This window comes from Pseudomonas quebecensis (genome assembly GCF_026410085.1).
GTDB lineage: Bacteria > Pseudomonadota > Gammaproteobacteria > Pseudomonadales > Pseudomonadaceae > Aquipseudomonas > Aquipseudomonas quebecensis.
In genome coordinates this window covers 445,857-470,157 of the sequence record NZ_CP112866.1, presented here as the reverse complement: position 1 = coordinate 470,157, position 24,301 = coordinate 445,857, and the positions used below count along the sequence as shown (strand labels likewise).

Annotated in this window: 24 protein-coding genes; 14 read left to right on the top strand and 10 right to left on the bottom strand. The window is 60.8% G+C overall.

The features are described 5' to 3' along the window. The first annotated feature begins 60 nt into the window (after window positions 1-60). Window positions 61-744 carry a DNA-3-methyladenine glycosylase gene (locus OSC50_RS02275; protein WP_253509553.1) on the top strand — a complete coding sequence of 228 codons (684 nt, stop codon included), beginning with the start codon at window positions 61-63 and terminating at the stop codon, window positions 742-744. Between the two features lie 30 nt (window positions 745-774). Continuing rightward, window positions 775-2,091: a bifunctional DedA family/phosphatase PAP2 family protein gene (locus OSC50_RS02270; protein WP_266246929.1), complete on the top strand. Its 1,317-nt coding sequence runs from the start codon at window positions 775-777 to the stop codon at window positions 2,089-2,091. On the opposite strand, the gene OSC50_RS02265 is transcribed toward OSC50_RS02270, so the two are convergent. Genes OSC50_RS02265 through OSC50_RS02255 form a run of 3 tightly spaced genes read right to left on the bottom strand, consistent with a single transcriptional unit; the run spans window position 2,088 to window position 3,775 of the window. Beyond that, the gene (locus OSC50_RS02265) at window positions 2,088-2,678 is read right to left on the bottom strand and encodes an LON peptidase substrate-binding domain-containing protein (RefSeq protein WP_266246930.1); all 591 of its coding nucleotides are present in this window, start codon (window positions 2,676-2,678) and stop codon (window positions 2,088-2,090) included. The genes OSC50_RS02270 and OSC50_RS02265 overlap by 4 nt on opposite strands. 21 nt (window positions 2,679-2,699) lie before the next feature. Further along, on the bottom strand, window positions 2,700-3,416 hold the full coding sequence (locus OSC50_RS02260) for an LrgB family protein (RefSeq protein WP_181079848.1): 717 nt from the start codon (window positions 3,414-3,416) through the stop codon (window positions 2,700-2,702). After that, entirely contained in the window at window positions 3,413-3,775 is a 363-nt protein-coding gene (locus OSC50_RS02255) for a CidA/LrgA family protein (protein WP_181079849.1), read from the bottom strand. The genes OSC50_RS02260 and OSC50_RS02255 overlap by 4 nt, the downstream gene beginning before the upstream one ends. A gap of 204 nt (window positions 3,776-3,979) precedes the next feature. Here OSC50_RS02255 and OSC50_RS02250 point away from each other — a divergent pair, with 204 nt between their 5' ends. The 3 genes from OSC50_RS02250 to OSC50_RS02240 all read left to right on the top strand — a co-directional run bounded on the left by OSC50_RS02250 (window position 3,980) and on the right by OSC50_RS02240 (window position 6,930). Beyond that, on the top strand, window positions 3,980-4,435 hold the full coding sequence (locus tag OSC50_RS02250; RefSeq protein WP_181079850.1) for a MaoC family dehydratase: 456 nt from the start codon (window positions 3,980-3,982) through the stop codon (window positions 4,433-4,435). 105 nt (window positions 4,436-4,540) lie between these two features. Then, the gene (locus OSC50_RS02245; protein ID WP_181079851.1) at window positions 4,541-6,259 is read left to right on the top strand and encodes a C13 family peptidase; all 1,719 of its coding nucleotides are present in this window, start codon (window positions 4,541-4,543) and stop codon (window positions 6,257-6,259) included. Between the two features lie 29 nt (window positions 6,260-6,288). After that, a complete protein-coding gene (locus OSC50_RS02240) occupies window positions 6,289-6,930 on the top strand; it encodes an oxidoreductase (RefSeq protein ID WP_181079852.1) in 642 nt (213 codons plus the stop codon). Between the two features lie 63 nt (window positions 6,931-6,993). Here OSC50_RS02240 and OSC50_RS02235 read toward each other — a convergent pair whose 3' ends face one another. From OSC50_RS02235 to OSC50_RS02215, 5 genes are all read right to left on the bottom strand, one after another. Then, window positions 6,994-7,278 carry a YceK/YidQ family lipoprotein gene (locus OSC50_RS02235; RefSeq protein ID WP_181079853.1) on the bottom strand — a complete coding sequence of 95 codons (285 nt, stop codon included), beginning with the start codon at window positions 7,276-7,278 and terminating at the stop codon, window positions 6,994-6,996. Next, complete coding sequence (gene ubiX, locus OSC50_RS02230) at window positions 7,271-7,900, bottom strand: flavin prenyltransferase UbiX (protein WP_181079854.1); 630 nt, start codon at window positions 7,898-7,900, stop codon at window positions 7,271-7,273. The genes OSC50_RS02235 and ubiX overlap by 8 nt, the downstream gene beginning before the upstream one ends. Then, a complete protein-coding gene (gene mpl / locus OSC50_RS02225) occupies window positions 7,897-9,246 on the bottom strand; it encodes a UDP-N-acetylmuramate:L-alanyl-gamma-D-glutamyl-meso-diaminopimelate ligase (protein ID WP_266246932.1) in 1,350 nt (449 codons plus the stop codon). The genes ubiX and mpl overlap by 4 nt, the downstream gene beginning before the upstream one ends. 109 nt (window positions 9,247-9,355) lie before the next feature. Next, window positions 9,356-10,153, bottom strand: a complete 798-nt coding sequence (locus tag OSC50_RS02220; RefSeq protein ID WP_266246934.1) for a hypothetical protein — start codon at window positions 10,151-10,153, stop codon at window positions 9,356-9,358. Between the two features lie 450 nt (window positions 10,154-10,603). Then, on the bottom strand, window positions 10,604-12,508 hold the full coding sequence (locus OSC50_RS02215; RefSeq protein WP_181079857.1) for a sigma-54-dependent Fis family transcriptional regulator: 1,905 nt from the start codon (window positions 12,506-12,508) through the stop codon (window positions 10,604-10,606). Between the two features lie 272 nt (window positions 12,509-12,780). On the opposite strand from OSC50_RS02215, the gene exaC reads away from it, so the two are divergent. From exaC to OSC50_RS02170, 9 genes are all read left to right on the top strand, one after another. Then, window positions 12,781-14,301: an acetaldehyde dehydrogenase ExaC gene (exaC, locus tag OSC50_RS02210; RefSeq protein ID WP_266246936.1), complete on the top strand. Its 1,521-nt coding sequence runs from the start codon at window positions 12,781-12,783 to the stop codon at window positions 14,299-14,301. Window positions 14,302-14,485: 184 nt separating this feature from the next. Continuing rightward, window positions 14,486-15,919, top strand: a complete 1,434-nt coding sequence (gene eat, locus OSC50_RS02205) for an ethanolamine permease (protein ID WP_181079859.1) — start codon at window positions 14,486-14,488, stop codon at window positions 15,917-15,919. A 62-nt stretch (window positions 15,920-15,981) separates the two neighbouring features. Beyond that, entirely contained in the window at window positions 15,982-17,376 is a 1,395-nt protein-coding gene (locus OSC50_RS02200) for an ethanolamine ammonia-lyase subunit EutB (protein ID WP_266246939.1), read from the top strand. After that, a complete protein-coding gene (eutC, locus tag OSC50_RS02195; RefSeq protein WP_266246941.1) occupies window positions 17,373-18,209 on the top strand; it encodes an ethanolamine ammonia-lyase subunit EutC in 837 nt (278 codons plus the stop codon). The genes OSC50_RS02200 and eutC overlap by 4 nt, the downstream gene beginning before the upstream one ends. 89 nt (window positions 18,210-18,298) lie before the next feature. After that, entirely contained in the window at window positions 18,299-18,757 is a 459-nt protein-coding gene (locus OSC50_RS02190) for a GNAT family N-acetyltransferase (protein WP_181079862.1), read from the top strand. Window positions 18,758-19,167: 410 nt separating this feature from the next. Next, window positions 19,168-19,824, top strand: coding sequence for a DedA family protein (locus tag OSC50_RS02185; RefSeq protein ID WP_181079863.1), 657 nt, complete (start codon window positions 19,168-19,170; stop codon window positions 19,822-19,824). Window positions 19,825-19,830: 6 nt separating this feature from the next. Further along, window positions 19,831-20,646 carry a M90 family metallopeptidase gene (locus tag OSC50_RS02180; RefSeq protein WP_266246944.1) on the top strand — a complete coding sequence of 272 codons (816 nt, stop codon included), beginning with the start codon at window positions 19,831-19,833 and terminating at the stop codon, window positions 20,644-20,646. A gap of 109 nt (window positions 20,647-20,755) precedes the next feature. Continuing rightward, on the top strand, window positions 20,756-21,283 hold the full coding sequence (gene ppa / locus OSC50_RS02175) for an inorganic diphosphatase (RefSeq protein WP_003176323.1): 528 nt from the start codon (window positions 20,756-20,758) through the stop codon (window positions 21,281-21,283). Window positions 21,284-21,496: 213 nt separating this feature from the next. Continuing rightward, on the top strand, window positions 21,497-22,270 hold the full coding sequence (locus OSC50_RS02170) for a LexA family transcriptional regulator (protein WP_181079865.1): 774 nt from the start codon (window positions 21,497-21,499) through the stop codon (window positions 22,268-22,270). A gap of 300 nt (window positions 22,271-22,570) precedes the next feature. Here the strand turns inward: OSC50_RS02170 and OSC50_RS02165 are convergent, their stop codons facing one another. Further along, window positions 22,571-22,807: a hypothetical protein gene (locus OSC50_RS02165; protein WP_266246948.1), complete on the bottom strand. Its 237-nt coding sequence runs from the start codon at window positions 22,805-22,807 to the stop codon at window positions 22,571-22,573. 336 nt (window positions 22,808-23,143) lie between these two features. After that, on the bottom strand, window positions 23,144-24,301 hold the full coding sequence (locus OSC50_RS02160) for a glutathionylspermidine synthase family protein (protein WP_266246950.1): 1,158 nt from the start codon (window positions 24,299-24,301) through the stop codon (window positions 23,144-23,146).

Sequence of the window (24,301 nt, the reverse complement as noted above, 5' to 3'; positions counted from 1 at the left end):
GTAATTAAGGCGGGAGTTGTTATTATTCCGTCACATTTAGCCGCAATAACCCTTGGTGCCATGTCCCGCTTTGCCCCCGAACTCCCCGCCAGCGCCCTGCCCGACAGCTTCTTCGACCGCGATGCGCAATTGCTCGCGCGTGAATTGCTCGGAAAAGTCATCCGCCATCGCGTCGGCGACATCTGGCTTTCGGCGCGAATAATCGAAACCGAAGCGTATTACGCCGCTGAGAAAGGCAGCCATTCTTCACTCGGCTACACAGAAAAGCGTAAGGCTTTGTTTCTGGATGGCGGGCATATCTATATGTATTACGCACGCGGTGGCGACTCCCTGAACTTCAGCGCCCAGGGCCCCGGCAACGCGGTGCTGATCAAATCGGCCTACCCGTGGGTCGATGAGGTGTCCGGCCCGGACAGCCTGGCGCAGATGCTGCTCAATAATCCGGACGCCAAGGGCTTGCCGCGTCCTTCGCACACGCTGTGCGCCGGCCAGACACTGTTATGCAAGGCGCTGGGGTTGAAGGTACCGATGTGGGATGCCAAACGGTTTGACCAGGAGCGCCTCTATGTCGAAGACGTCGGCCAGACCCCGACGCAGATCATCCAGACCACCCGCCTGGGCATCCCCAGCGGCCGCGATGAACACCTGATGTACCGCTTCGTCGATGCGGGCTATGCGCCTTATTGCACGCGGAACCCGCTGCGCCGAGGCCAGGTCGAAGGCCGCGACTATTTTTTGCTGTGAATTCCCACGAACACCGATGGAGTGGATTGTATGGGCCAATGGCTCGATAGCATTACCGGCTGGCTGACCGTCAACCCGCAGTGGCTGGCCGTGGCGGTGTTTATCGTCGCGTGCGTGGAATGCCTGGCGATTGCCGGGTTGATCGTGCCCGGTACGGTGCTGCTGTTCGCCATTGCCGCGCTGGCCGGCAGCGGCGCGTTGTCCTTGAGCGAGACATTGCTGCTGGGCTTCCTCGGCGGCTTGCTTGGCGACGGGGTTTCCTACTACCTGGGCCGACACTTTCACCAGAACATTCGGCGCCTGCCCGGCTTGCGCCAACATCCCGAGTGGATGAACGGTGCAGAAACCTACTTTCACAAGTACGGCATCGCCAGCTTGCTGGTCGGACGCTTCATCGGCCCGCTGCGGCCCATGCTGCCGATGGTGGCAGGCATGTGCGACATGCCGTTCCCGCGCTTCGCCGGGGTCAGCATTCTGGCGGCGGCGGGTTGGTCGGTGGCTTATCTGCTGCCCGGCTGGGCGACGGGTGCCGCGTTCCGCTTGCCGTTGCCCGAAGGGTTCTGGCCCGAGGCGGCGGTGGTCGCGGGGTGCCTTGCCGTAGTGATCGGGCTGAGCCTGAACAGCAGCCTGCGCGGCCATCGTCGCGCCACTTTATGGATAGGCGGCGCCAGCCTGACGTTGTTGATCGCACTGTTTATCGGCTATCGCTCGCTGGATAATTTTGACCACGGCCTCAGCGCCCTGGTGCAGGAGCACCGCAGCCCTTGGCTGGATGAGGTGATGGTGCGGATCACCCAACTGGGTGAGTTCAAGAAGATGTTTTTCGCCAGTGCCGTATTTACCGGCCTGTTGTTACTGGCGCGGCAATGGCGCCACGCACTGTTTGTCGGTGCCACGCTGGCGGGGTCGGCCCTTATCAATACCGGGAGCAAACTGTTTTTCGCCCGAGGCCGTCCAGAAATCCTCACAGACCCGCTGACCAGTTTCAGTATGCCCAGCGGCCACGCGTCCGGCGCATTCGCGTTCTTCCTGGCGTTGGCGGTACTGGCCGGTCGCGGCCAGCCCACGCGGCTGCGCCTGACCTGGATGCTGCTGGGCTGTATTCCCGCAGCGTTTATCGCGTTGTCGCGGGTTTACCTCGGTGCCCATTGGCCCACGGACATCCTTGCCGGCACATTACTGGCAATGACGGTGTGCGCGGTCTGCCTGGGGCTCAGCGAATATCGCCGCCCGCTGCCCGCCATGCCGCAAAAAACCTGGTGGCTGCTGCTGCCGGCACTGGCGGCGGTGATGGGTTTTATCGCGCTGGTCGGTACTTCGCATGCCCTGCTGCGCTACGCCTATTAAGTGAACAGCTCGCCCTGCAGTTCGTCGAGCAGCGCCTGGATCATATCCAGACGCTCCTGCGGGCTGTCCATGGTCAGGAGCCTGACCTTGTCGTCATCCGTGAATGGCAGCAAATACGCCAACTGATTGGCCAACGCTTGTTGGCCCTCAGCGTTGGTGTCCATGTCCAATGAAGCGACCATTGGGTGTTCGGCCAGGGCCTGCAGCAAGGCCAGCAGGTCTTCATCCTCTTCTTCCAGAGCTTTGTCCGGTTGCTCATCCAGCCAGTGCACCTCACCCAACAGCAACTGGTCTTTCTGCACAGTGACGTCATAAACGCGAAAACGCCGCCCACCTTCAACGCGAATGCCCAGCAGGCCGTTATCCTGCTGTTTGAAGTCACGGATCAACGCTTCACAACCGACCACCGCGTGAGCGTCGGTAATATGGCCGGCCTCGGTTTTTCCAAGGATGCACACCACGCCGAAGCTTTCGTCCTTTTTCATACAGCGCCCGATCATGTCGAGGTAGCGCGCCTCGAAGATCTGCAGATCGAGCGTGCAGCCAGGAAACAGCACGGTATTGAGTGGAAACAGCGCCAGACTCATAAAGCGTTCCTTAAACCCGGTTTAAACAATGACCGACACGGCCAGCGGCAGGAACACCGCCGTGGCCACGCCCATCAAACTCATGGCCAGCGCCGCGAAGGCGCCGCACTCTTCGCTTTCCTGCAAGGCCACCGAGGTACCGACCGCATGGGCAGTCATGCCCAGGGCCATGCCGCGCGCCTCGGCACTGTGCACGCCCAGGCGCGACAATAACGCCGGGCCGACCATGGCGCCAACCACGCCGGTGATCAGCACAAACACCGCCGCCAGCGCCGCCACGCCGCCAATCTGCTCGGCCACCAGCATGGCGATCGGTGACGTCACCGACTTGGGCGCCATGGTCATCAGCACCATGTGTTCGGCGCCGAACCACCAGCCCAGCAGGACACACAAGCCGGTGGCCAGCACCCCGCCTATCACCAGCGTAGTAAAAATCGGCCAGAACAATTGGCGAATCCGCCGCAGGTTCAGGTACAGCGGCACTGCCAGGGCCACCGTCGCCGGGCCCAGCAGGATGCCCATGATCTCGGTGCTTTTGCGGTACTCGGCGTAGTCCAGGCCACAGCTGAGCAGCACGCCGATCACCAGCAGCATGGACACCAGTACCGGCTGCAGGAAGATCCAGCGGGTTTTCTCGAAGCCCGCCAGCACCAACTGATAGGCACCCAGGGTGATGCCGATGCCGAACAAGGGATGGTGGATCACTGCTGTCCACGCGCCGTGCCAGTCGAAGATCATTGGCCCTCCTCCTCATGGGCATGGCGCCTGACCAGGCGCTGCATCATCACGCCGATCACGGCCATGGCAATCACCAGCGACAACACCAGGGCGCCGACGATCGCCCAGAAGTCAGCGGCGATATCCCTGGCGTACACCATCACTCCGACCGCCGGCGGTACCAGCAGCAACGGCAGGTAGCGCAACAGGCTGCCGGCGGCCAGGCTCAGGGGCTCACCCACTTCGCCGCGCCACACCAGAAAGCCGAGCATCAACAGCAGGCCAATGATGGGCCCCGGCAGAACCGGCAGCAGCAAATGATTGAGCGCCGTGCCGATCAGTTGAAACAGCACCAGCCACGTCAGGCCACGTAACAGCATCCGTCCTCTCCCCTTCAAAACACGTTCGCATTATAAGCACGCCGGCTCTATGCCCAGGCATTCGCCATCAGCATGGTGGGTTGACCGAGCCGATTGCCCATGATGATCTACATTGGTTCTCTGTCACCCATAAAAGCCCCGCCGCCACTGGATGAACGCATGCCTGTGCCGGGAGAAAAAATTGATGAACCCAGGAGAAACGCAATGCCCTATGTACCCGTAGCGCAGCTCAAAGATTATGTCGGCAAGGAACTGGGATGTTCCGAATGGCTCACCATCGACCAGGACCGTATCAACCTGTTCGCAGAAGCCACCGGCGATTATCAATTCATCCATATCGACCCGGTCAAGGCCGCGCAGACTCCGTTCGGCAGCACCATCGCCCACGGCTTCCTGTCTCTGTCGCTGATGCCTAAATTGATGGAAGACATCCTCATCGCGCCCGAAGGCCTGAAAATGGCGGTCAACTACGGCCTGGACAGTGTGCGCTTCATCCAGCCGGTGAAAGTCGATTCGAAGGTGCGACTGAGCGTCAAGCTCACCGACGTCATTGAAAAAAAACCTGGTCAATGGCTGCTCAAGGCCACCGCCACCCTGGAAATTGAAGGCCAGGAAAAACCCGCTTACATCGCCGAGTCGCTGTCGCTCTACTTCGTGTAGGACTTTCCCTGCGGCGAGGCCCCCACACTCGTCGCAGGGTATGTAAATTTATGTATGAAACGCGCAGCTGCGGCATACTCGGCGCTCAATTATCCGGATCCCGCTATGCGCCCACTCGCCCCACTTGCCCTTGCCCTGTTGCTCACCGCTTGCGGAGACGGCGAATCGCTGTTGCCGCCGGACGCACGCCTGCCCGATGGTGGCCGCTACCGGGGCGACGTGGTCAATGGCTTGCTGCAAGGCCAGGGCCGTGTGGATTACCCCAATGGCAGCTGGTACGCCGGCACGTTCGACAAAGGCCAGTGGCATGGCCAGGGCGAATGGCACGGCAGCAATGGCGAAGTCTATAAAGGCGAGTTTCGGCAGGGTCTGTTCGAAGGCCAGGGCAGCCTGACCACCGCCGGCAGCCAGTATGTGGGCGGTTTCAAGAACGGTCGACGGCATGGCGAAGGCACCCTCAAAGAGGGGCAGATGACCTATCGCGGCGAATTCAAGGATGACCAGTATTCCGGCCTCGGGCGCCTTGAGCTGGCCGACGGCAGCCAGTACCAGGGCCAGTTCGCCCATGGCAAGCCCAATGGCGAAGGCCAGCGCAACGACGACAGTGGCAACCAGTTCAGCGGCCACTTCGTCGACGGCCAGCTGGAGGGCAACGGCATCTTCAACAGCGCCGATGGCGACATCTATGTCGGCCAGTTCAAACAGAACCAGCTCAATGGCAAGGGCCGCTACGAAAACGCCGACGGCGATGTGTGGATCGGTCAGTTCAAGGAAGGATCGCTGACCGGTAAGGGCGAATTGATCGGGGTGGACGGCAGCCATTACGTCGGCCAGTTCGCCGACTGGCGCTTCAGTGGCGAAGGCCGTCTGAACCTTACCGACGGCAGCTTCTATGTGGGCGGCTTCGACAGCGACAACTATCAGGGGCAAGGCACCCTCGTGCTCGCCGACGGCAGCGTACAGGCAGGCACCTGGGTCAACGGCATGCGCGTAAGGGACGCCGACGGCCGGCTGTTGCCCGACCCATTGGAAACAGGCGTACTGGCCCAGGGCCGGTTACTCGATGCCGCCCTCGCCGCCGTGCCGACCTCCACGCCGGCCGTGGAGCTGTATAGCCTGGTGCTGGCTGGCGACGGTAAACAAAGCGTATTCCTGCGCGAGGCCGATTACGTCAGCAATCTGCTGGCAAGCCGCTTTGGCGCGCGCGGGCAGATTCGCCTGGTCAACCACCGCGATCACATCACCGACCGCCCCCTGGCCACGCGCGAGAGCCTGCGCCGCGCCGTGCAGACCCTGGCCGAGCGCACCGGGCCGGAAGACCTGGTGTTTATCTACCTGACCAGCCACGGCACCCATGAACACGAATTGGTGCTGGACCAGCCGCGCATGGAATTGGCCGACCTGCCCGCCGATGAACTGGCAATCGTCATGGCCCCTTTGAAAAACCGCGACAAGGTCATCGTGATTTCCGCCTGCTACTCCGGCGGCTTCATTCCGGCCCTCAAAGACGAGCGCACCCTGATCATGACCGCCTCTCGGGCTGATCGGGTGTCCTTCGGCTGTTCTGAAGAAGCCGACTTCACCTACTTCGGCGATGCGCTCTTCGCCCAGGCCTTCAACCAGACCGACGATTTGCAGCAAGCCTTCAAGCTGGCCCAGGTGCACGTGAGCGAACGCGAACAGGCGGACAATTTCGAAGCGTCCGAACCACAGATCTGGGCCCCCAAAGGCGTGATCGCTCACTGGCAACTCTTACGCAAGCAGCAGGCACGAAAGGCGCTGGAAAGCGTCTCAATGAATAGCAAGGAAGCCAAAGGCAACTAAGCTGAACCGTGTAACAAGGGGGAAACACCATGTACTTGACGCCTCAGCATATTCTGCTTGCCGGAGCCAGTGGCCTTACCGGCGAACACCTGCTCGATCGCCTGCTCAACGAACCCACCGTCACTCGCGTACTCGCGCCCAGCCGCAAACCATTGGCCGAACATCCGCGCCTGGAAAACCCAGTGGGCGACCCGGCGGTATTCCTGCCGCAGCTCAGCGGGCAGGTGGACATTGCTTTCTGCTGCCTGGGCACCACCATCAAACAAGCAGGCTCCGAAGAAGCGTTCCGCGCGGTGGACCTGGATATGGTGGTGGCCTTCGCCAAACGTGCGCGGGAAATGGGCGCGCGGCACCTGATCGTGATCAGCGCGATCGGCGCCGATCCGAAGTCTTCGATCTTCTACAACCGTGTCAAAGGCGAAATGGAGCAGGCGCTCAAAGCTCAGGACTGGCCGCAACTGACCATCGTGCGCCCGTCGTTGCTGCTGGGCGAACGTCTCAAACCACGCCTGGCCGAACAACTGGCCGGCCCGTTGTCGCGCCTGATTCCGGGTAAATACCACGGCATCGAAGTGTGCGAACTGGCCCGCGCCATGTGGCGCCTGGCGCTGGAAGAACAGGACGGAGTGCGGGTGGTGGAGTCGGACGAGCTGCGCAAGCTCGGTAAATGAGCCCAAATGTGGGAGGGGGCTTGCCCCCCGATGGCGGCGTGTCAACCGACCTATAACCCCAGGCTAAAGCCCGCCCGTGGCGTTGAACCCGACGCCCAGCACCGTCAACACTGACAGTGGCAACAGCAAGGTGTCGAGCAATGCACTGGCCGGCAGGTCGACGCCGGGATAGCTCGGTGCTTCGGCGCCAAACCGGTCTTTGGCGCAGCAGCCGCCATTCATTGCATATAAATCCAACCGCGTGCCGGCGTACACCACCGGCGCGCCCGGTTGCGCGGCGTCCAGCGTGCGAGCGGTGGCGCAGCCGGCCAGGTGCAACGCCATCAGCACCAGCAGCGCCCTATTCATCGCTGCTCAAATGATGCTCGCCCCAACGGGGCAGCATGTCCTGGGGGATATTCAACAGATTGAGAATGCGCGCCACCACGAAGTCCACCAAGTCGTCGATGGTTTGCGGCTGGTGATAAAACCCCGGCGACGCCGGCAGGATCGTCACGCCCATGTTCGACAACTTGAGCATGTGCTCCAGGTGAATGCTCGAATAGGGTGCTTCTCGCGGCACCAGGATCAGTTGGCGGCGCTCTTTCAAGGTCACGTCCGCCGCACGTTCGATCAGGTTGTTGCAGGCCCCGGTAGCAATTGCCGACAAGGTGCCGGTGGAACACGGCACCACCACCATCGCCGCCGGCGCACCGGAGCCGGAGGCCACCGGCGACATCCAGTCTTCCTTGCCGTAGACCTTGATCTGCCCCGCCGCCGCCCCGGTGTACTCGGTCAGGAAGGCTTGCATTAATTGCACCTTGGCGGGCAGTGCCACATCGGTCTCGGTGGCCAATACCAATTGCGCGGCCTTGGAGATCAAAAAGTGCACCTCGCGATCCTCGCGCACCAGGCAATCGAGCAGGCGCAAGCCATAGGGCGCGCCCGACGCGCCGGTCATCGCCAGCGTGACGCGTTCCGGGCCGCTCATTTGAGCGCCTCGGCCAGTTTGCCGTGCAGGCCGCCGAAGCCGCCGTTGCTCATCACCACCACATGGGTGCCCGGCGTCGCCTTTTGTTTGACGAACGCGATGATGCCTTCGATGGAATCGCACACCTGCGAAGGCACCGTGCACTGTGCGGCAATGGCCGGCAGGTCCCAGCCGAGGTTGGCCGGGGCGTACCACACGGCCTGATCGGCATCGTTGACGCTTTCCGGCAAACCGTCGCGGTGCGCGCCGAGCTTCATGGAGTTGGAACGTGGCTCGACAATCGCAATGATCGGCGCCGTACCGACCTGTTTGCGCAGCCCGTCAAGCGTGGTGGCGATAGCGGTTGGGTGGTGGGCAAAATCGTCATAGATCGTAATCCCGTTCACGTCGGCGACTTTTTCCATGCGCCGCTTGACGCTCTTGAACGCGCTCAACGCCGCAATGCCCATCGCCGGCACTACGCCCACATGCCGTGCCGCCGCCAGAGTGACCAGCGCGTTGGCGACGTTATGCTGGCCGGTCATGCCCCACTCGACAATGCCCTGGGGCTCGCCCTCGAACAGCACTTCGAAGCGAGAGCCGTCGTCACTGAGCAACTTGACCTGCCACTGCCCGCCGACACCGGTGGTTTGTACCGGGGTCCAGCAGCCCATATCGATCACTCGCTGCAGAGCCGGTTCGGTGGTCGGGTGGATCACCAGGCCTTCGCTTGGGATAGTACGGACCAAATGGTGGAACTGCCGCTCGATGGCCGCCAGGTCGGGGAAAATGTCGGCGTGATCGAATTCCAGGTTGTTCAGAATCGCCGTGCGCGGGCGGTAATGGACGAACTTGGAGCGCTTGTCGAAGAAGGCGCTGTCGTATTCATCCGCCTCGATCACAAAGAACGGCGTATCACCCAGGCGCGCTGACACCGAAAAGTTCTGCGGCACGCCGCCGATCAGAAAGCCCGGGCTCATGCCTGCGTGCTCCAGGACCCAGGCCAGCATGCTGCTGGTGGTGGTCTTGCCGTGGGTGCCCGCAACAGCCATTACCCAGCGACCTTGCAACACATGATCCGCCAGCCACTGCGGGCCGGACACATAAGGTAAGCCTTTATTGAGCACGTACTCGACCGCTGGGTTGCCACGGGACATGGCGTTGCCGATCACGACCAAGTCCGGGACCGGATCGAATTGCGCCGGGTCGTAGCCTTGGGTCAACTCAATGCCCTGAGCTTCCAGTTGGGTGCTCATGGGAGGGTAAACATTGGCATCGGAACCCGTGACATGATGGCCCAACTCTTTGGCCAGAACCGCCATCGAGCCCATGAACGTGCCGCAGATACCGAGAATATGAATGTGCATAGTCGACCTCGTAAACATCGAGGCAGGTTAGCGCAGGGTGGAAGAAATCGCACTCTTTATGCGGCCCAAGGCCAGGCGAAGCAGACCTGCGCCTGGCCTTGGGTATCTTTCACGCGACGGTTGAATTACCGGCTTTATTTTCACTGTCTTTCATGGCCGCCAAATAGCGTAACTTCTCAAAGGTGTCGACCATGCGTTCCAGTTTTCTTTCCATAAGGTCCAAGCGCTCCTTGGGTTCCGTGGGAATGGCCTCTCCGGGTTTGTAAGGTTTGAACACCAAGGCATTCTGCCGAGCAGCTTTTTTAAAGTGCTGCTCGGCAACACCGAGCAACTTCTCCATGTTATTCAAACGCGCGCCATGCTCGGATGGCCAGTTTTCATCTTTGGTAAATACACTGCTGGTATCGCCCAAGGCAAACATGACGGTCGAGGCCATCCCCAGCAACTTCATTTCAACTTCATCCAAGCGTTGGCTGAGAGGATCCGGCGATGTCGACACGGTGGACGATTGGGTCGGCGCAACTGCCACGGTAGCCGGCTTGGGCGAGTTGGCGGCGCCTGGCAAAAAGGGCGGCGGCAGCACCCCGGGCGTATACGATGACTTGATCGACTCCCCCGCCGCCGCCGAACCGGCATAGGCGCCAACGTTGATCGGAGCGCTGACCAGCCCGGTGATGCCCGCACTGATAAATGCATCGCGCGCTACCCGGCTGGCATTCGGTCCGGTAGAGATCACCCCGGCCTTGACCAGACTTTCCGCATCGATCAGCCGCTTGGCAGCCTCCGCCACACTGATCGGCGCTTGCTTGCGCAAATTGGCCATGAGTAGCTCATCGTTCGCCTTGATTCTCTCGGCATGAAGGACCGCCTGCCCGGCGCCTTTGAACTTCTCCACCGGCGCAGGCATTACTGGCTTCAACGACACGGAGTGTTTGAGGGGAGATTTAGGCACGGAAGGCGCGTGGACGACCGGCGGGAGCGATGGCGGCGCGGAGTGCCTTCGTCCAAACCCGAAAAAGCTTCTGGCCCCTCGTTTACTGCGCTCGTGCGACGGATCGGCAGGCTCATGATCGGCTCCTGCGGCCGGGTCCGGAGGCGCTGGTTCCGAGGGGGACAGCATTGGAAGTAAAGGAATAAATGTCGCTGCAATCTTCATCATGTTCACCCACGTAATTTTATTGTAAGGATCGCTTTAGTTGCACTTATTGAGTGAACAACCCCACGGGAACAGTTCCGCGAGTGGTATCCAACTCAACGACTACGACAATTCAGACCTGACAATAAAAAGCCTTTTACTTCCGACTACGTTGAAACATAAAACCTACAACCTCAGTGCTTATATCATTGAACATTAAATTTATAACGCCGTTAAACGGGCAATCCCATGTTTGCGCAACTTTCGGTACAGAGTATTGCGGCTGACGCCAAGCTGTTCTGCGGTTTGGGTCATGTGCCAACGCTGGCGTTCCAATGCCGCCAGCAGGGTTTGGCGCTCGGCATCCGCCAGCGGCAACTCGGCCACCTTGTGCACAGGCGCTTGGCGCACCGGTGCAGGCAGGTCCGCCAGCCCTACGCGCCCGTTGTCGCACAGCGCCACCACTGTGCGCAGCACCGTGCGTAACTGCCGAACGTTGCCAGGCCAGGCGAACGCCAGCAAGGCCTGGCGCGCAGCAGGCTCCAGGCTGATCGTTTGGCGCCCGGCCTCCTCGGCCAGCAGCACGTCCAGCAACTGGGCCTTGTCAGCGCGCTCGCGCAGCGGCGGCAGGCCCACCTCCAGACCGTTGAGGCGGTAATACAAATCTTCGCGAAAGCTGCCGTCCTGTACGCGTTCGAGCAAATGACGGTGGGTGGCGCTGATGATGCGCACATCCACCGCGTGGGGCTCGCCGCCGATGGGCACGACCAGGCGGTCTTCCAGCACCCTCAACAGCCGGGTCTGCAGCGCCAGCGGCATGTCGCCGATTTCGTCCAGAAACAGCGTACCGCCGTCGGCCTGTTGCAATTTGCCTGGCATGCCTTCCTTGCGCGCGCCGGTAAAGCTGCCGCCGCGATAGCCGAACAGTTCGCTTTCGATCAGGCTTTCCGGGATCGCGGCGCAGTTGAGGGCGATGAAGGCTTTATCGGCGCGTTGGCTGGCGTGGTGCACGGCCTTGGCGAACGCTTCTTTGCCGGAACCGGTTTCGCCGTTGATCAACAGTGGCACGTCGCGCTCGAACACCCGCAGCGCTTTTCGAAAAGCCTCCTGCAGCGTCGGGTCGCCCAGGCAGATGCCGGGCGCCGACCGGGGCGCGGGCCTGGGCGCAGGCGCGAGTACGGTCGGCACACTACGCGACTGGCCCCGTAACGCCGCAAACAACTGTCGACCATCGCGCGTGCGCAGTGGCCAACTGTTGGAGGCGGTGGCACTGGCGCGACCGAGCAATTGATCCAGGGAACAGTCGAACAAGGCGTCCACCGGGCGCCCGAGCAAACCATCGCGTACCTGCCCCAACAGGTTCAACGCACTTTGGTTGACCGCACAGACGCGCCCGTCGCCATCGAACGCGAGCAAGCCTTCGCTGAACAGCCCAACGGACTCGGCCTGCAGGTGAAAACGCAGCAGCCAGTGCTGCTCGAAATGCCGCAGGAAATAGCAGCTCTCGATCATTTTTGCCGACAGGTTGACCAACGCCATGGTGTGGAACTGGCTCTGGCGCGACACCGCTTCACGAGCCGATGACACATCCAGCACGGCGAGCAGGTCACCATTGGGGTCGAACACCGGGCTCGCCGAACAGGTCAGCCCGGTGTGCCGGCCGCGAAAGTGTTCGTCACGATGTATGGTCAGCGGCTGGCGCTCCACCAGGCAGGTGCCGATGCCGTTGGTGCCTTCACAGGCCTCGCTCCAGTCCGCGCCGAGCCACAACCCGGCACGCTCGAAAATCTTGCGCTCCGATGGCGCCGTGACACAGTTGAGGATCACCCCGCGCGCGTCGGTGAGCAGCACCGCATGGCCAGCGCCCGAGAGTTGCTGGTGCAGGCTGTTCATTTCGCTGCCGGCAATGTGCAGCACGTGCTGCAGGCGCTCGCGGCTTTCCAGCAGGCGACCGTGCTCAAGCACGGTGGGCGCCATGGTCAATGCGGGGTCGAGGTGATAGTCATGCAGGCAACGCAGCCAGGAGCGAGCGATGGAGGGGTCGCTGGCAGGTCCGTGGGAAAGGTCCTGCCCGCGCGCGACGGTCAATACCTGCTGGGCATGGCGACTGAAATGATCGTTGTGCATGTTCTTATTATTCTCCCGGCGTGAGAGGGACCAGCATCCCCCAGCCACCCAGCCAATGCAATGCCGAGCCGACTGATCGGTCATGGGCTGTACCGTTAGTGGCACAAACTGTCACACAGGCTGTACCAGGCGTGTCACAGCAACGCCCTGCAACAAAGCCCGCCGCCTTGATTTACCTGGTGTGCACAGCGCTGGCCCAACCTTTGCTCTACGCTTTATTACGCGCTTGAGCGCTGCACTCCAATAAACATAAAAGCCAGGAGATACCCACCATGCGTTACGCACACCCCGGTACTGAAGGCGCGATCGTTTCGTTCAAGGCCAAGTACGGCAACTACATTGGTGGCGAATTCGTTGCCCCGGTCGATGGCAACTATTTCACCAACACCTCGCCGGTCAACGGCAAGCCTATCGCCGAATTCCCCCGCTCCACCGCCAAAGACATCGACAAAGCGCTGGACGCCGCCCATGCCGCCGCCGACGCCTGGGGCAAAACCTCAGCCCAGGACCGCTCCCTGGTGCTGCTGAAAATCGCCGACCGCATTGAACAGAACCTCGAACTGCTGGCCATCACCGAAACCTGGGACAACGGCAAGGCCGTGCGTGAAACCCTCAACGCCGACATCCCGCTCGCTGCCGACCACTTCCGCTACTTCGCCGGCTGCCTGCGCGCCCAGGAAGGCACCAGCGCCGAGATCAACGAACACACCGCTTCCTACCATTTCCACGAACCGCTGGGCGTGGTCGGCCAGATCATCCCGTGGAACTTCCCGCTGCTGATGGCCGCGTGGAAACTCGCCCCGGCCCTGGCCGCCGGCAACTGCATCGTGCTCAAGCCGGCCGAGCAGACGCCGCTGGGCATCAACGTGCTGATGGAAGTGATCGGCGATCTGCTGCCACCGGGCGTACTGAACGTGGTGCACGGGTTCGGCAAAGAAGCCGGCGAAGCCCTGGCCACCAGCAAGCGCATCGCCAAGATCGCTTTCACCGGCTCTACCCCGGTGGGTTCGCACATCATGCACGCGGCGGCCACCAACATCATTCCGTCCACCGTTGAGCTGGGCGGCAAGTCGCCGAATATCTTCTTCGCCGACATCATGCAAGCCGAGCCGTCATTCATCGAAAAAGCGGCGGAAGGCCTGGTGCTGGCGTTCTTCAACCAGGGCGAAGTGTGCACCTGCCCATCCCGCGCGCTGGTGCAAGAGTCGATCTACGACGACTTCATGAAAGTGGTGATGAAGAAGATCGAGCAGATCAAGCGCGGCGACCCGCTGGACACCGACACCATGGTTGGCGCCCAGGCGTCCGAGCAGCAGTTCGACAAGATCCTGTCCTACCTGGAAATCGCCAAGGGCGAAGGCGCGCAACTGCTCACCGGCGGCAAGGTGGAGCAGCTCAGTGGCGACATGGCCGGCGGCTATTACATCCAGCCGACCCTGCTCAAGGGCACCAACGACATGCGCGTATTCCAGGAAGAAATCTTCGGCCCGGTGGTGAGCATCACTACCTTCAAGGACGAAGCCGAAGCCCTGGCGATTGCCAACGACACCGAGTTCGGTTTGGGCGCCGGCGTCTGGACCCGCGACATCAACCGCGCCTACCGCATGGGCCGCGCGATCAAGGCGGGTCGTGTGTGGACCAACTGCTACCACCTGTACCCGGCGCATGCCGCGTTCGGCGGTTACAAGAAGTCCGGCGTGGGCCGTGAGACCCACAAGATGATGTTGGATCACTACCAGCAGACCAAGAACCTGCTGGTGAGCTACGACATTAATCCATTGGGCTTCTTCTAACCCGCCTCGATCGTTCCCACGCTCTGCGTGGGAACGCCACCTGGGACGCTCCGCGTCCCGATGTCTGCGCAAGGTTCAAGCCCTGCGCAAGGTAACGCGCAGCGTCATGGGATGCATTCCCACGCAGAGCGTGGGGACGATCGCCCTTGCTGCATAAAACAATAAGAATGAAAGGTACTTTCCCATGCCTAGCGAACCGACTGGATCCTCCGTCGACTTCGAAAAAGTCGACTCCCAATATTTTCAACAACGCGAACTGAAAAAAGGCGCCGCCGGCTGGGTGCTGCTGGTCGGCCTCGGTGTTGCCTACGTGATCTCCGGCGACTACGCCGGCTGGAATTTCGGCCTGGCCCAGGGTGGCTGGGGCGGCATGTTCCTCGCCACATTGCTGATGGCCACCATGTACTTGTGCATGTGCTTTTCCCTGGCCGAGCTGTCCTCGATGATTCCCACCGCCGGCGGTGGCTACGGCTTTGCCCGCAGCGCCTTCGGGCCCTGGGGCGGGTTTCTCACCGGCACGGCCATCCTGATCGAATATGCCATCGCCCCCGCCGCCATTGCGGTGTTTATCGGCGCCTACTGTGAGTCGCTGTTTGGCATTGGCGGCTGGATGATTTATCTGGCGTTCTACATCATCTTTATCGGCATCCACATCTTTGGCGTCGGTGAAGCCTTGAAGCTGATGTTTGTGATCACCGCCATCGCCGCGATTGCACTGGGCGTGTTCCTGGTGTCGATGGTGCCGCACTTCAATGTCGCCAATTTGCTGGACATCCCGGTGACCGAGGCCAAGGGCGCCAGCACCTTCCTGCCCTTCGGCTACGTTGGCGTGTGGGCTGCGATCCCCTATGCGATCTGGTTTTTCCTCGCGGTGGAAGGTGTGCCACTGGCCGCCGAAGAAACCAAGAACCCCAAGCGTGACCTGCCTCGCGGCCTGATTGGCGCCATTGTGGTGCTCACCAGTTTTGCCCTGTTGATTCTGGTGATCGCACCGGGCGGTGCGGGGACCTATGCGCTGATCAAATCCGGCAACCCACTGGTTGAAGCGCTGGCGTTGTCCTACGGCGGCTCGACCTGGATGGGCGGCTTCGTCAACCTGGTGGGCCTGGCCGGTTTAATCGCCAGCTTTTTCTCGATTATCTATGCCTATTCGCGGCAGATCTTTGCCTTGTCCCGCGCCGGCTACCTGCCGCGCAAGTTGTCGGAGACCAACAAAAGCAAGGCTCCGGTATTGGCACTGGTGATCCCCGGCGTTATCGGCTTCGGCCTGTCGCTGACCGGCCAGGGCGACCTGCTGATCCTGGTGGCCGTGTTCGGCGCGACGATTTCCTACGTGCTGATGATGGCCGCGCATATCACCCTGCGCATCCGTCGCCCCAAAATGGAACGCCCTTACCGCACGCCCGGTGGCATCTTCACCTCCGGGGTCGCTCTGGTACTGGCCTGCGTGGCCGTGGTGGCGGGCTTTCTGGTGGACCCACGGGTGGTGATTGGCGCGGCGATCATCTATGGAGTATTAATTGCTTACTTTGCTTTCTACAGCCGGCATCACTTGGTAGCAGGCACGCCCGAAGAGGAATTCGCGGCGATCCAGGCCGCAGAGGCCGCCTTGCACTGAGCCGTAAACCTCGACGCGGGCGCTGTTCCTTCATCTGGCCCGCGTCGCCAAGGAGACACTGTATGGCAAGCTTTTCCCACGCGGTGGGTACACAAACCTACCGCTTCGACAGCCTTAAAGACGTGATGGCCAAGGCCAGCCCCGCGCGCTCCGGAGACTTCCTCGCCGGCGTGGCGGCGCAGAACGATGGCGAGCGGGTGGCGGCGCAAATGGCGCTGGCGAATATCCCGTTGAAGCACTTTCTCGAAGAGGCGTTGATCCCTTACGAAAGCGATGAAGTCACCCGACTGATCATCGATACCCACGATAAACAGGCGTTTACCCCGGTCAGCCACCTGACCGTCGGCGGACTGCGCGACTGGCTGCTCAGCGATGCGGCCGATGAACAATCCCTACGCGCCCTGGCGCCGGGGCTGACACCGGAAATGGCAGCGGCCGTCTCCAAGATCATGCGCGTGCAGGACCTGGTGCTGGTGGCACAGAAGATCCGCGTGGTTACCCAATTTCGCGGCACCATTGGCCTGCGCGGGCGCCTGTCGACGCGCCTGCAACCCAACCATCCCACGGACGAACCGGCCGGCATCGCCGCGAGCATTCTCGACGGCCTGCTGTATGGCAACGGCGACGCCATGATCGGCATTAACCCGGCCACCGACAGCATCGCCTCGATCTGCGCGATGCTGGAAATGCTCGACGCGATCATCCAGCGCTATGAGATCCCGACCCAGGCCTGCGTGCTGACCCACGTCACCACCTCCATTGAAGCGATCAACCGCGGTGTACCGCTGGACCTGGTGTTTCAATCGATTGCCGGCACCGAAGCAGCCAACGCCAGTTTCGGCATCAGCTTGAGTGTGCTGCAGGAAGGGTACGAGGCGGGCTTGAGCCTCAAGCGCGGCACCCTGGGGCAAAACCTGATGTATTTCGAAACCGGCCAGGGCAGCGCCTTGTCGGCCAACGCGCACTTTGGTGTCGACCAACAGACGTGCGAGACCCGCGCCTACGCAGTAGCGCGGCATTTCAAGCCGTTTCTGGTCAACACGGTGGTGGGCTTTATCGGCCCCGAGTACCTGTACAACGGTAAACAGATCATCCGCGCCGGCCTGGAGGACCACTTCTGCGGCAAGCTGCTGGGCGTACCGATGGGCTGCGACATCTGTTACACCAACCACGCCGAGGCCGATCAGGATGATATGGATACCCTGTTGACCCTGCTGGGCGTGGCCGGGATCAACTTCATCATGGGCATCCCCGGTTCCGACGACATCATGCTCAACTACCAGACCACCTCCTTCCACGACGCGCTATACGCCCGGCAGACACTGGGTTTAAAACCGGCACCGGAATTTGAACAGTGGCTGGCGAAAATGGGCATCTTCACGCAGGCCGACGGCAAGGTGCGCTTCGGCAACAGCCTGCCACCAGCGTTTCGCCACGCCTTGGCGCAATTAGGATGAAGGAGCCTACCGTGCAACCAGAACTGCCCGACAACCCCTGGCTGCAACTGCGCAGCCTCACCCCGGCGCGCATTGCCCTGGGCCGCACCGGCACCAGCCTTCCCACCAGCGCGCAACTGGATTTCCAGTTCGCCCACGCCCAGGCGCGCGACGCGGTGCACCTGCCGTTCGACCATGCCGGCCTGAGCCGGCAACTCGCCGAGCGCGGGCGGGACAGCCTGTTGCTGCACAGCGCCGCCACCGATCGCCACAGTTACCTGCAACGCCCGGACCTGGGCCGACGCTTGAGTGACGACTCGGCCCAGACCCTGCGCGAGCATGCCCAGGCCAACCCTGGCGGCGTGGACCTGGCCGTGGTGGTGGCCGATGGTTTATCGGCGCTGGCGGTGCATAAACATACGGTGCCGTTTCTGACCCGCCTGGAGGAACAGACCCACGCCGAGGGCTGGTCGTTATCGCCGGTGATTCTGGTGGAACAGGGCCGTGTGGCCGTGGCTGACGAAATCGGGCAATTGCTCGGCGCCAAAATGGCGGTGATCCTGATCGGTGAGCGACCGGGGCTCAGCTCGCCGGACAGCCTGGGGCTGTATTTCACCTACAACCCCAAGGTCGGCCTCACCGATGCCTACCGCAACTGCATCTCCAATGTACGCCTGGAAGGGTTGAGTTACGGCATGGCGGCGCATCGCCTGCTTTACTTGATGCGGGAGGCGTGCCGTCGGCAGTTATCGGGGGTCAACTTGAAGGACGAGGCGCAGGTTCAGACTATCGAGTCGGACGACCCGGACCTGATGAAAGGAAATTTCCTGCTCAGCTCACCAGATGACCGATAGCCGCGCGATTGCGCTTTTTTGCGGCATTAGGCAGCATCGGGTCACGGCCGCTTGTGTGGTCATACCCCCCTAGGAAGTCGAGGCCTGGCATGCGGATTATTCAAGCGACCCTGGAACACCTGGACCTGTTGACCCCATTGTTCGTCAAATACCGCGAGTTCTATGGGGCGCTGCCCTTTCCGGATTCAACCCGGGCTTTTCTGGAAAAGCGCCTGCGCCGCAAGGAATCGGTGGTCTATCTGGCTTTGGCCGATGACGACGACAAAAAGTTACTTGGCTTCTGCCAGCTGTACCCCAGTTTTTCTTCGCTGTCGCTCAAGCGCGTGTGGATCCTCAATGACATCTATGTAGCCGAAGATGCGCGGCGCCAATTGGTGGCGGATAACCTGATGCGCACGGCGAAAAAGATGGCCAAGGAAACCCATGCGGTGCGGCTGCGGGTTTCCACCAGCAGTGATAACCAGGTGGCGCAGAAAACCTACGAGTCGATCGGCTTTCGCGAGGACACCGAATTCAAGAACTACACACTGCCGATCAGCGAAGACTGACGCCCGGACAGGCACACCGCTATCGAGGGCAAGCCCTCTCCCACATTGGCCTTATTGGCATAGTGGCTAGGCAGTGGGGGGCCGGTGGTGCCGTGTGAATGCACGGGATCGCTCTGAGTCAGTTGCCTCAACACTACTCCAATATGGGAGGGGGCTTGCCCCCGATAATGGTTGCTCAGCCAGCCCATCTATAACTGACCCACCACTTTGGCAATCACGCTGGATTTGTGGCAATCAGTGCATCGGGCTCCACGACATCCCCCGCTACAAAAGCAACACGCTTTTCACCGATCAATCCGTATAATGCGCACCTTTCAGGGTTGTAAGAATCACGGCATACGCTTGTAGCCTTACTTACCCGAGCTTCCGCACAGGCCTGCCGAGTCGGGCCGTTCACACAGGTGCCATCCATGGATTTCAACCCGCTTGACCTTATCCTGCATCTCGATGTTTACCTCGACATGCTGGTCACCAATTACGGTCCATGGATCTACGCCATTCTGTTCCTGGTGATTTTTTGCGAGACCGGCCTGGTGGTCATGCCCTTCCTGCCGGGGGATTCCCTGCTATTTATCGCCGGTGCCGTCGCGGCAGGCGGCGGCATGGACCCGGTGTTGCTGGCCGGTTTATTAATGCTGGCGGCGATCCTGGGTGACAGCACCAACTACGTGATTGGGCGAACCGTCGGCGAGCGCTTGTTCAGTAACCCGAACTCGAAAATCTTCCGCCGCGATTACCTGCAGAAAACCCACGATTTCTACGACAAACACGGCGGTAAAACCGTGACCCTGGCGCGCTTCCTGCCGATCCTGCGCACATTTGCGCCGTTCGTCGCCGGCATCGCCAAAATGCCGTACGCACGCTTTTTCGGCTTCAGTGTGCTGGGCACCGTGCTGTGGGTCGGTGGCCTGGTGACCCTCGGTTATTTCTTCGGCAACGTGCCGTTTATCAAGAAGAACCTGTCGCTGCTGGTGGTGTTTATCATCCTGCTGTCCCTGGTACCGATGATCATCAGCGTGTTCCGCAGCCGCTTCGGCCGCAGTTCCTCCGAAGCCAACCAGCAGTAACCGGCGATGTGGTCACTCAGCGGCTGGCGTCGCCGGCGCCTGCTGGCCAAGCACCCGATTGCCGATGACACCTGGCAGCGGGTGCGGCACCACCTGACCTTCCTCGATGGCATCAGCGCCGAGCAGGACCAGTGGCTGCGCGAAGCCTGCGTGGTGTTCCTCGCTGAAAAACACCTCACCGCCCTGCCTGGCGTCGAGCTGCATCAGGAACAACGCCTGCTGCTCGCCGCCCAGGCGCAACTGCCACTGATGAACCTGGGCGACCTGGACTGGTACCAGGGCTTTCACGAAATCGTGCTGTACCCCGACGACTTCCTCAGCCCGCAACGCCATCGCGATGCCAGCGGCGTCGAGCACGAGTGGGACGGCGAACACAGCGGCGAGGCCTGGCAGCAAGGCCCGGTGATCCTCGCCTGGCCCGGTGTGCTGGCGAGCGGCCAATGGGAAGGCTACAACCTGGTGATCCACGAACTGGCGCATAAGCTCGACATGCTCAACGGCGACGCCAACGGTCTTCCACCGCTGCATAGCGATATGCGCGTGCAGGAGTGGGCCAGCGTGATGCAAAGCGCGTTTGATGACCTCAACCGCCAACTCGATACCGACCCCGACGCCGAGACCGCCATCGACCCCTACGCCGCCGAAAACCCGGCGGAATTCTTCGCGGTCACCAGCGAATATTTCTTCAGTGCCCCGGATTTGCTCGCCAGCAGTTATCCACAGGTGTACGCCCAACTCAGCTGCTTCTATCGCCAGGATCCATTGGCCCGCCTGAGCCAACTGCAGGCCCACGACCCACGTTATCAGCCATCGGGCGAATAACCGTACGACGTCTGGCGCATGGCATCGGCGTCAGAATGTGCCTATAATCGCGGCCACTTTTAGGCCAATCCGGCCAAGTTTCTTGGCCAACTAACGGGGGCAACGCCCAATGAGCTACAGCAAGATTCCGGCTGGCAAAGACCTGCCGAACGACATCTACGTCGCCATCGAGATTCCGGCCAACCACGCGCCGATCAAATACGAAATCGACAAAGACAGCGACTGCCTGTTCGTTGACCGTTTCATGGCCACCCCGATGTTCTACCCGGCCAACTACGGTTTTATCCCGAACACCCTGGCCGACGACGGCGACCCCCTCGACGTGCTGGTCGTGACCCCTTACCCGGTTACCCCAGGCTCGGTCATCCGCGCGCGCCCAGTCGGCATCCTGAACATGACCGACGACGGCGGCGGCGATGCCAAAGTGATCGCAGTGCCACACGACAAGCTGTCCCAGCTGTACGTGGACGTGAAGGAATACACCGACCTGCCGCCATTGCTGCTGGAGCAGATCAAGCACTTCTTCGAGAACTACAAAGACCTCGAAAAAGGCAAATGGGTGAAGATCGACGGTTGGGGCAACGCAGACGCCGCCCGCGCCGAGATCATGAAGTCGGTCGCGGCCTACAAAGGCTGATACCCGCTACTCATTGCTCCGGCAATTGAAAAAGCCCCGTTCATTCGGGGCTTTTTTTTGGAAAAAATTAAACAGCGAGTTCAACTAACATCAACTAACGTTTAAACAGACAAGAAAGTTGAAAAAACCGGCTACAACTAAGCCAAAACCTACAGGCGCAAATCAACGCATGGTTTATTTGATGGTTCTTATCCGCCAGTAAACTCTGCGTTTATGAATACATCAGGTGATCGTTTAAAAGCACTACTGCGGGAAGTTCATCTTTCCGCTTCCGACTTCGCCAAGAACCGCGGCGTCACGCCTCAACACGTGAACAACTGGTTCAAACGCGGCGTGCCCATGGGCCGACTCAACGAGTTCGCAGAACTGCTCTGCGTCTCCAGCCGTTGGCTGCGCACCGGCGAAGGCCCCAAACACCCACCGGCCAACTTCCTGCTGGAAGCACCCAGTGCACGCAAAGGACTGCCCACCCGCGAAGACAGCGGCAAATACCTCACAGGCCCCGCCTGCAGCCCGGAAAAAATCGACGTGGAGATTCCCCTCCACACCTCCTTCACCTCAACCGAGCGCATCCGCATCTCCCTGCACGCCCTCGAAACCCTCAACGTCAACCCCGACCGCGCACTGGGCGCCTACATGGTCGACAACAGCATGATCGACATCATCCAACAAGGCGCCACCCTCGCCATCGACCGAGGCCGCAGCCAAATCATCGACGGCGAAATCTATGCCGTCGAACACGACGGGATGCTACGCATCAAATACCTCTACAACCGACCTGGGGGCGGATTGCGCATGCGCAGCCACAACGCCGGCGAACACCCGGACGAATACCTCACCTACGAGGAACGCTTCGAACAGAACTTCCAGATCGTGGGTTGGGTATTCTGGTGGTCCACCCTCAACAACCGCCGCCCGCCCGTACCGCTGGATGAGCATCTTTTGGGCTGGGAAGGCTCTAAATCGGAACCCGAGGTGGGCAACTGAGATGAATGTGGGTATCATGCGCCGCACATTTGGCAGGGGGTGGCTTTGCGCTATCCACCCTGCTCGGCGATGCGGAGGAGTTCCCGCGGATGCCCCTACTATTCAGCCCGACGCAATGTGGGCTGAGCGATTTGAAGGCTGGTGAGGTTTGTCAAAAACAAACCGAGGCAGTCAGCGAGAAGCCGGCCACAAGCCGGCTTTTTAATGCCTGATAAGTATCGCGGCTCAATTGTCCAACAGCTATTGGACAATTGATTAATCAAAAGCGGGCTGCTATATCCTGCCCTTCTCTCAGTCGCCTTATGCGGGCCGCATACACTCCACAGCCCGATCCGCCACCACCTTCGCCATCTCCACCAGATGCATCACCGCCCTCTGCGGTGCAGCCACCGGCTCCCCAAGCACTTGCGAAGTCGCCACCGCACACTGCAGCAACTCAGCCACGCGCACCCAGGCATCCTCAAAGCTCAATTCTTCATTTACGACGAATGGATTGGTTGCACGCGAAGACTGTGAGTCCGAAATAACGTTATCCATAGCAAAACCTCTAGCAGTAAGTGATTACCACCGTCCTTTCGCGACTAAACAATCAGAGGTGGCGGCTGTACGCAGGTTAGTCGACCGGCCGCTAGGCACCGGCGCACCCGAAGGTGCCCTGCGCACAGCCACCATAAAGTGCAGATGAGAAGACACCTGTCTTTGAGATGGCGCATACGCCTAGCGAAGTCCGGGCGACTAAACCCGATCACTGAATAGGCAGTGACGATCCGCAGCCTAGCCACGCATTCCCGCTGGCGCAATGCGGTTGGGATTCTCTCGGAAACGTCCTGCAAATGAAAGGGATCAGCCCTGCTGGCCCTTTAAGCGCCAGCCTCAATCCAATATCAAATGCGGCAAAAACCGGCTCGAATCCTTGGTAATCAAACTATTATCCTCCCGCACCCCAATCCCCGCCGCCTGGTCCCCGATCACCCAGGACCCAATCAACGTATAGCTGTCCCCAAACCGCGGCAACGGCGCAAATTCCTGCAGGATAAACGGCGCATCCGTGTAGGGCCCGTCCTCCTTCACAACCAGCCCATCAGCCGTTTGCAGCTCAATGTTGGCGCCTTCCCGCGAGAAAAACGGCTTGCGCACCCACCCCTTCGGCACCGCTTTACCCGGTTCGGTATCCAGGTGGGCGGCGAGCAGATTCGGGTGGCCTTTGTTGAATTCCCACAACAGCGGCAGGATGCCTTTATTGGAAATGATGGATTTCCACGCAGGCTCGAAAAACTGGGTATCACTCTCGGCAATCGCGGCGCCGAAGGGTTCGTGGAAGATGAATTCCCAGGCGTGCAGTTTGAACAGGTGGGGAATCCAACGGTCCTGGAGGTCGACGAAGCGGCCTTCGGGGGTCAGGCCGATGTCTTCGATGTCGATGTGGCGTGATTCGATGCCGACTTTTTCCGCGACCAGGCGCAGGTAGTCGGTGGTGCCTTTGTCTTCGACCGAGTCTTTCATCGAGGCGAAGTAGAACGGCTGGTTGACCTGCAACTGCGCGAAAGCCTGGTGCAGTTTGGTGTCGATGCTGTTGAACTGGTCGGCATGCTTGGGCAGCAGGCCGCGCTCGATGCATTGCTCCAGCCAGCCCCATTGAAACGCCGCAGCCTCGTAAAGGCTGGTCGGTGTGTCGTAGTTGAGCTCCAGCAGCTTGGCGGGGCCGGTGCCGTTGTAGGAGAAATCCATGCGCCCATACAGGTGCGGATGACCTTCCAGCCACGACGTTCTGATCATGTCGAAGAAAGGCGTGGGGATGCTCAGGCGTTCGAGCAGTTCTTCGCTCTGGACGACGCGTGCCACGAGGTCCATGCACATGTCATGGATCTCGGTGGTCGGGTCTTCCAGGTCTTGCTCGATTTGCTTGAGCGTGAACTGGTAGTACGCGCTCTCGTCCCAATAGGGTTCGTTGTCGATGGTGTGGAACAGAAAGCCGAGGCTGTCGGCCGTCTGTTTCCAGTCATGACGCTCTGCGCAATGGATCTTCTTCAT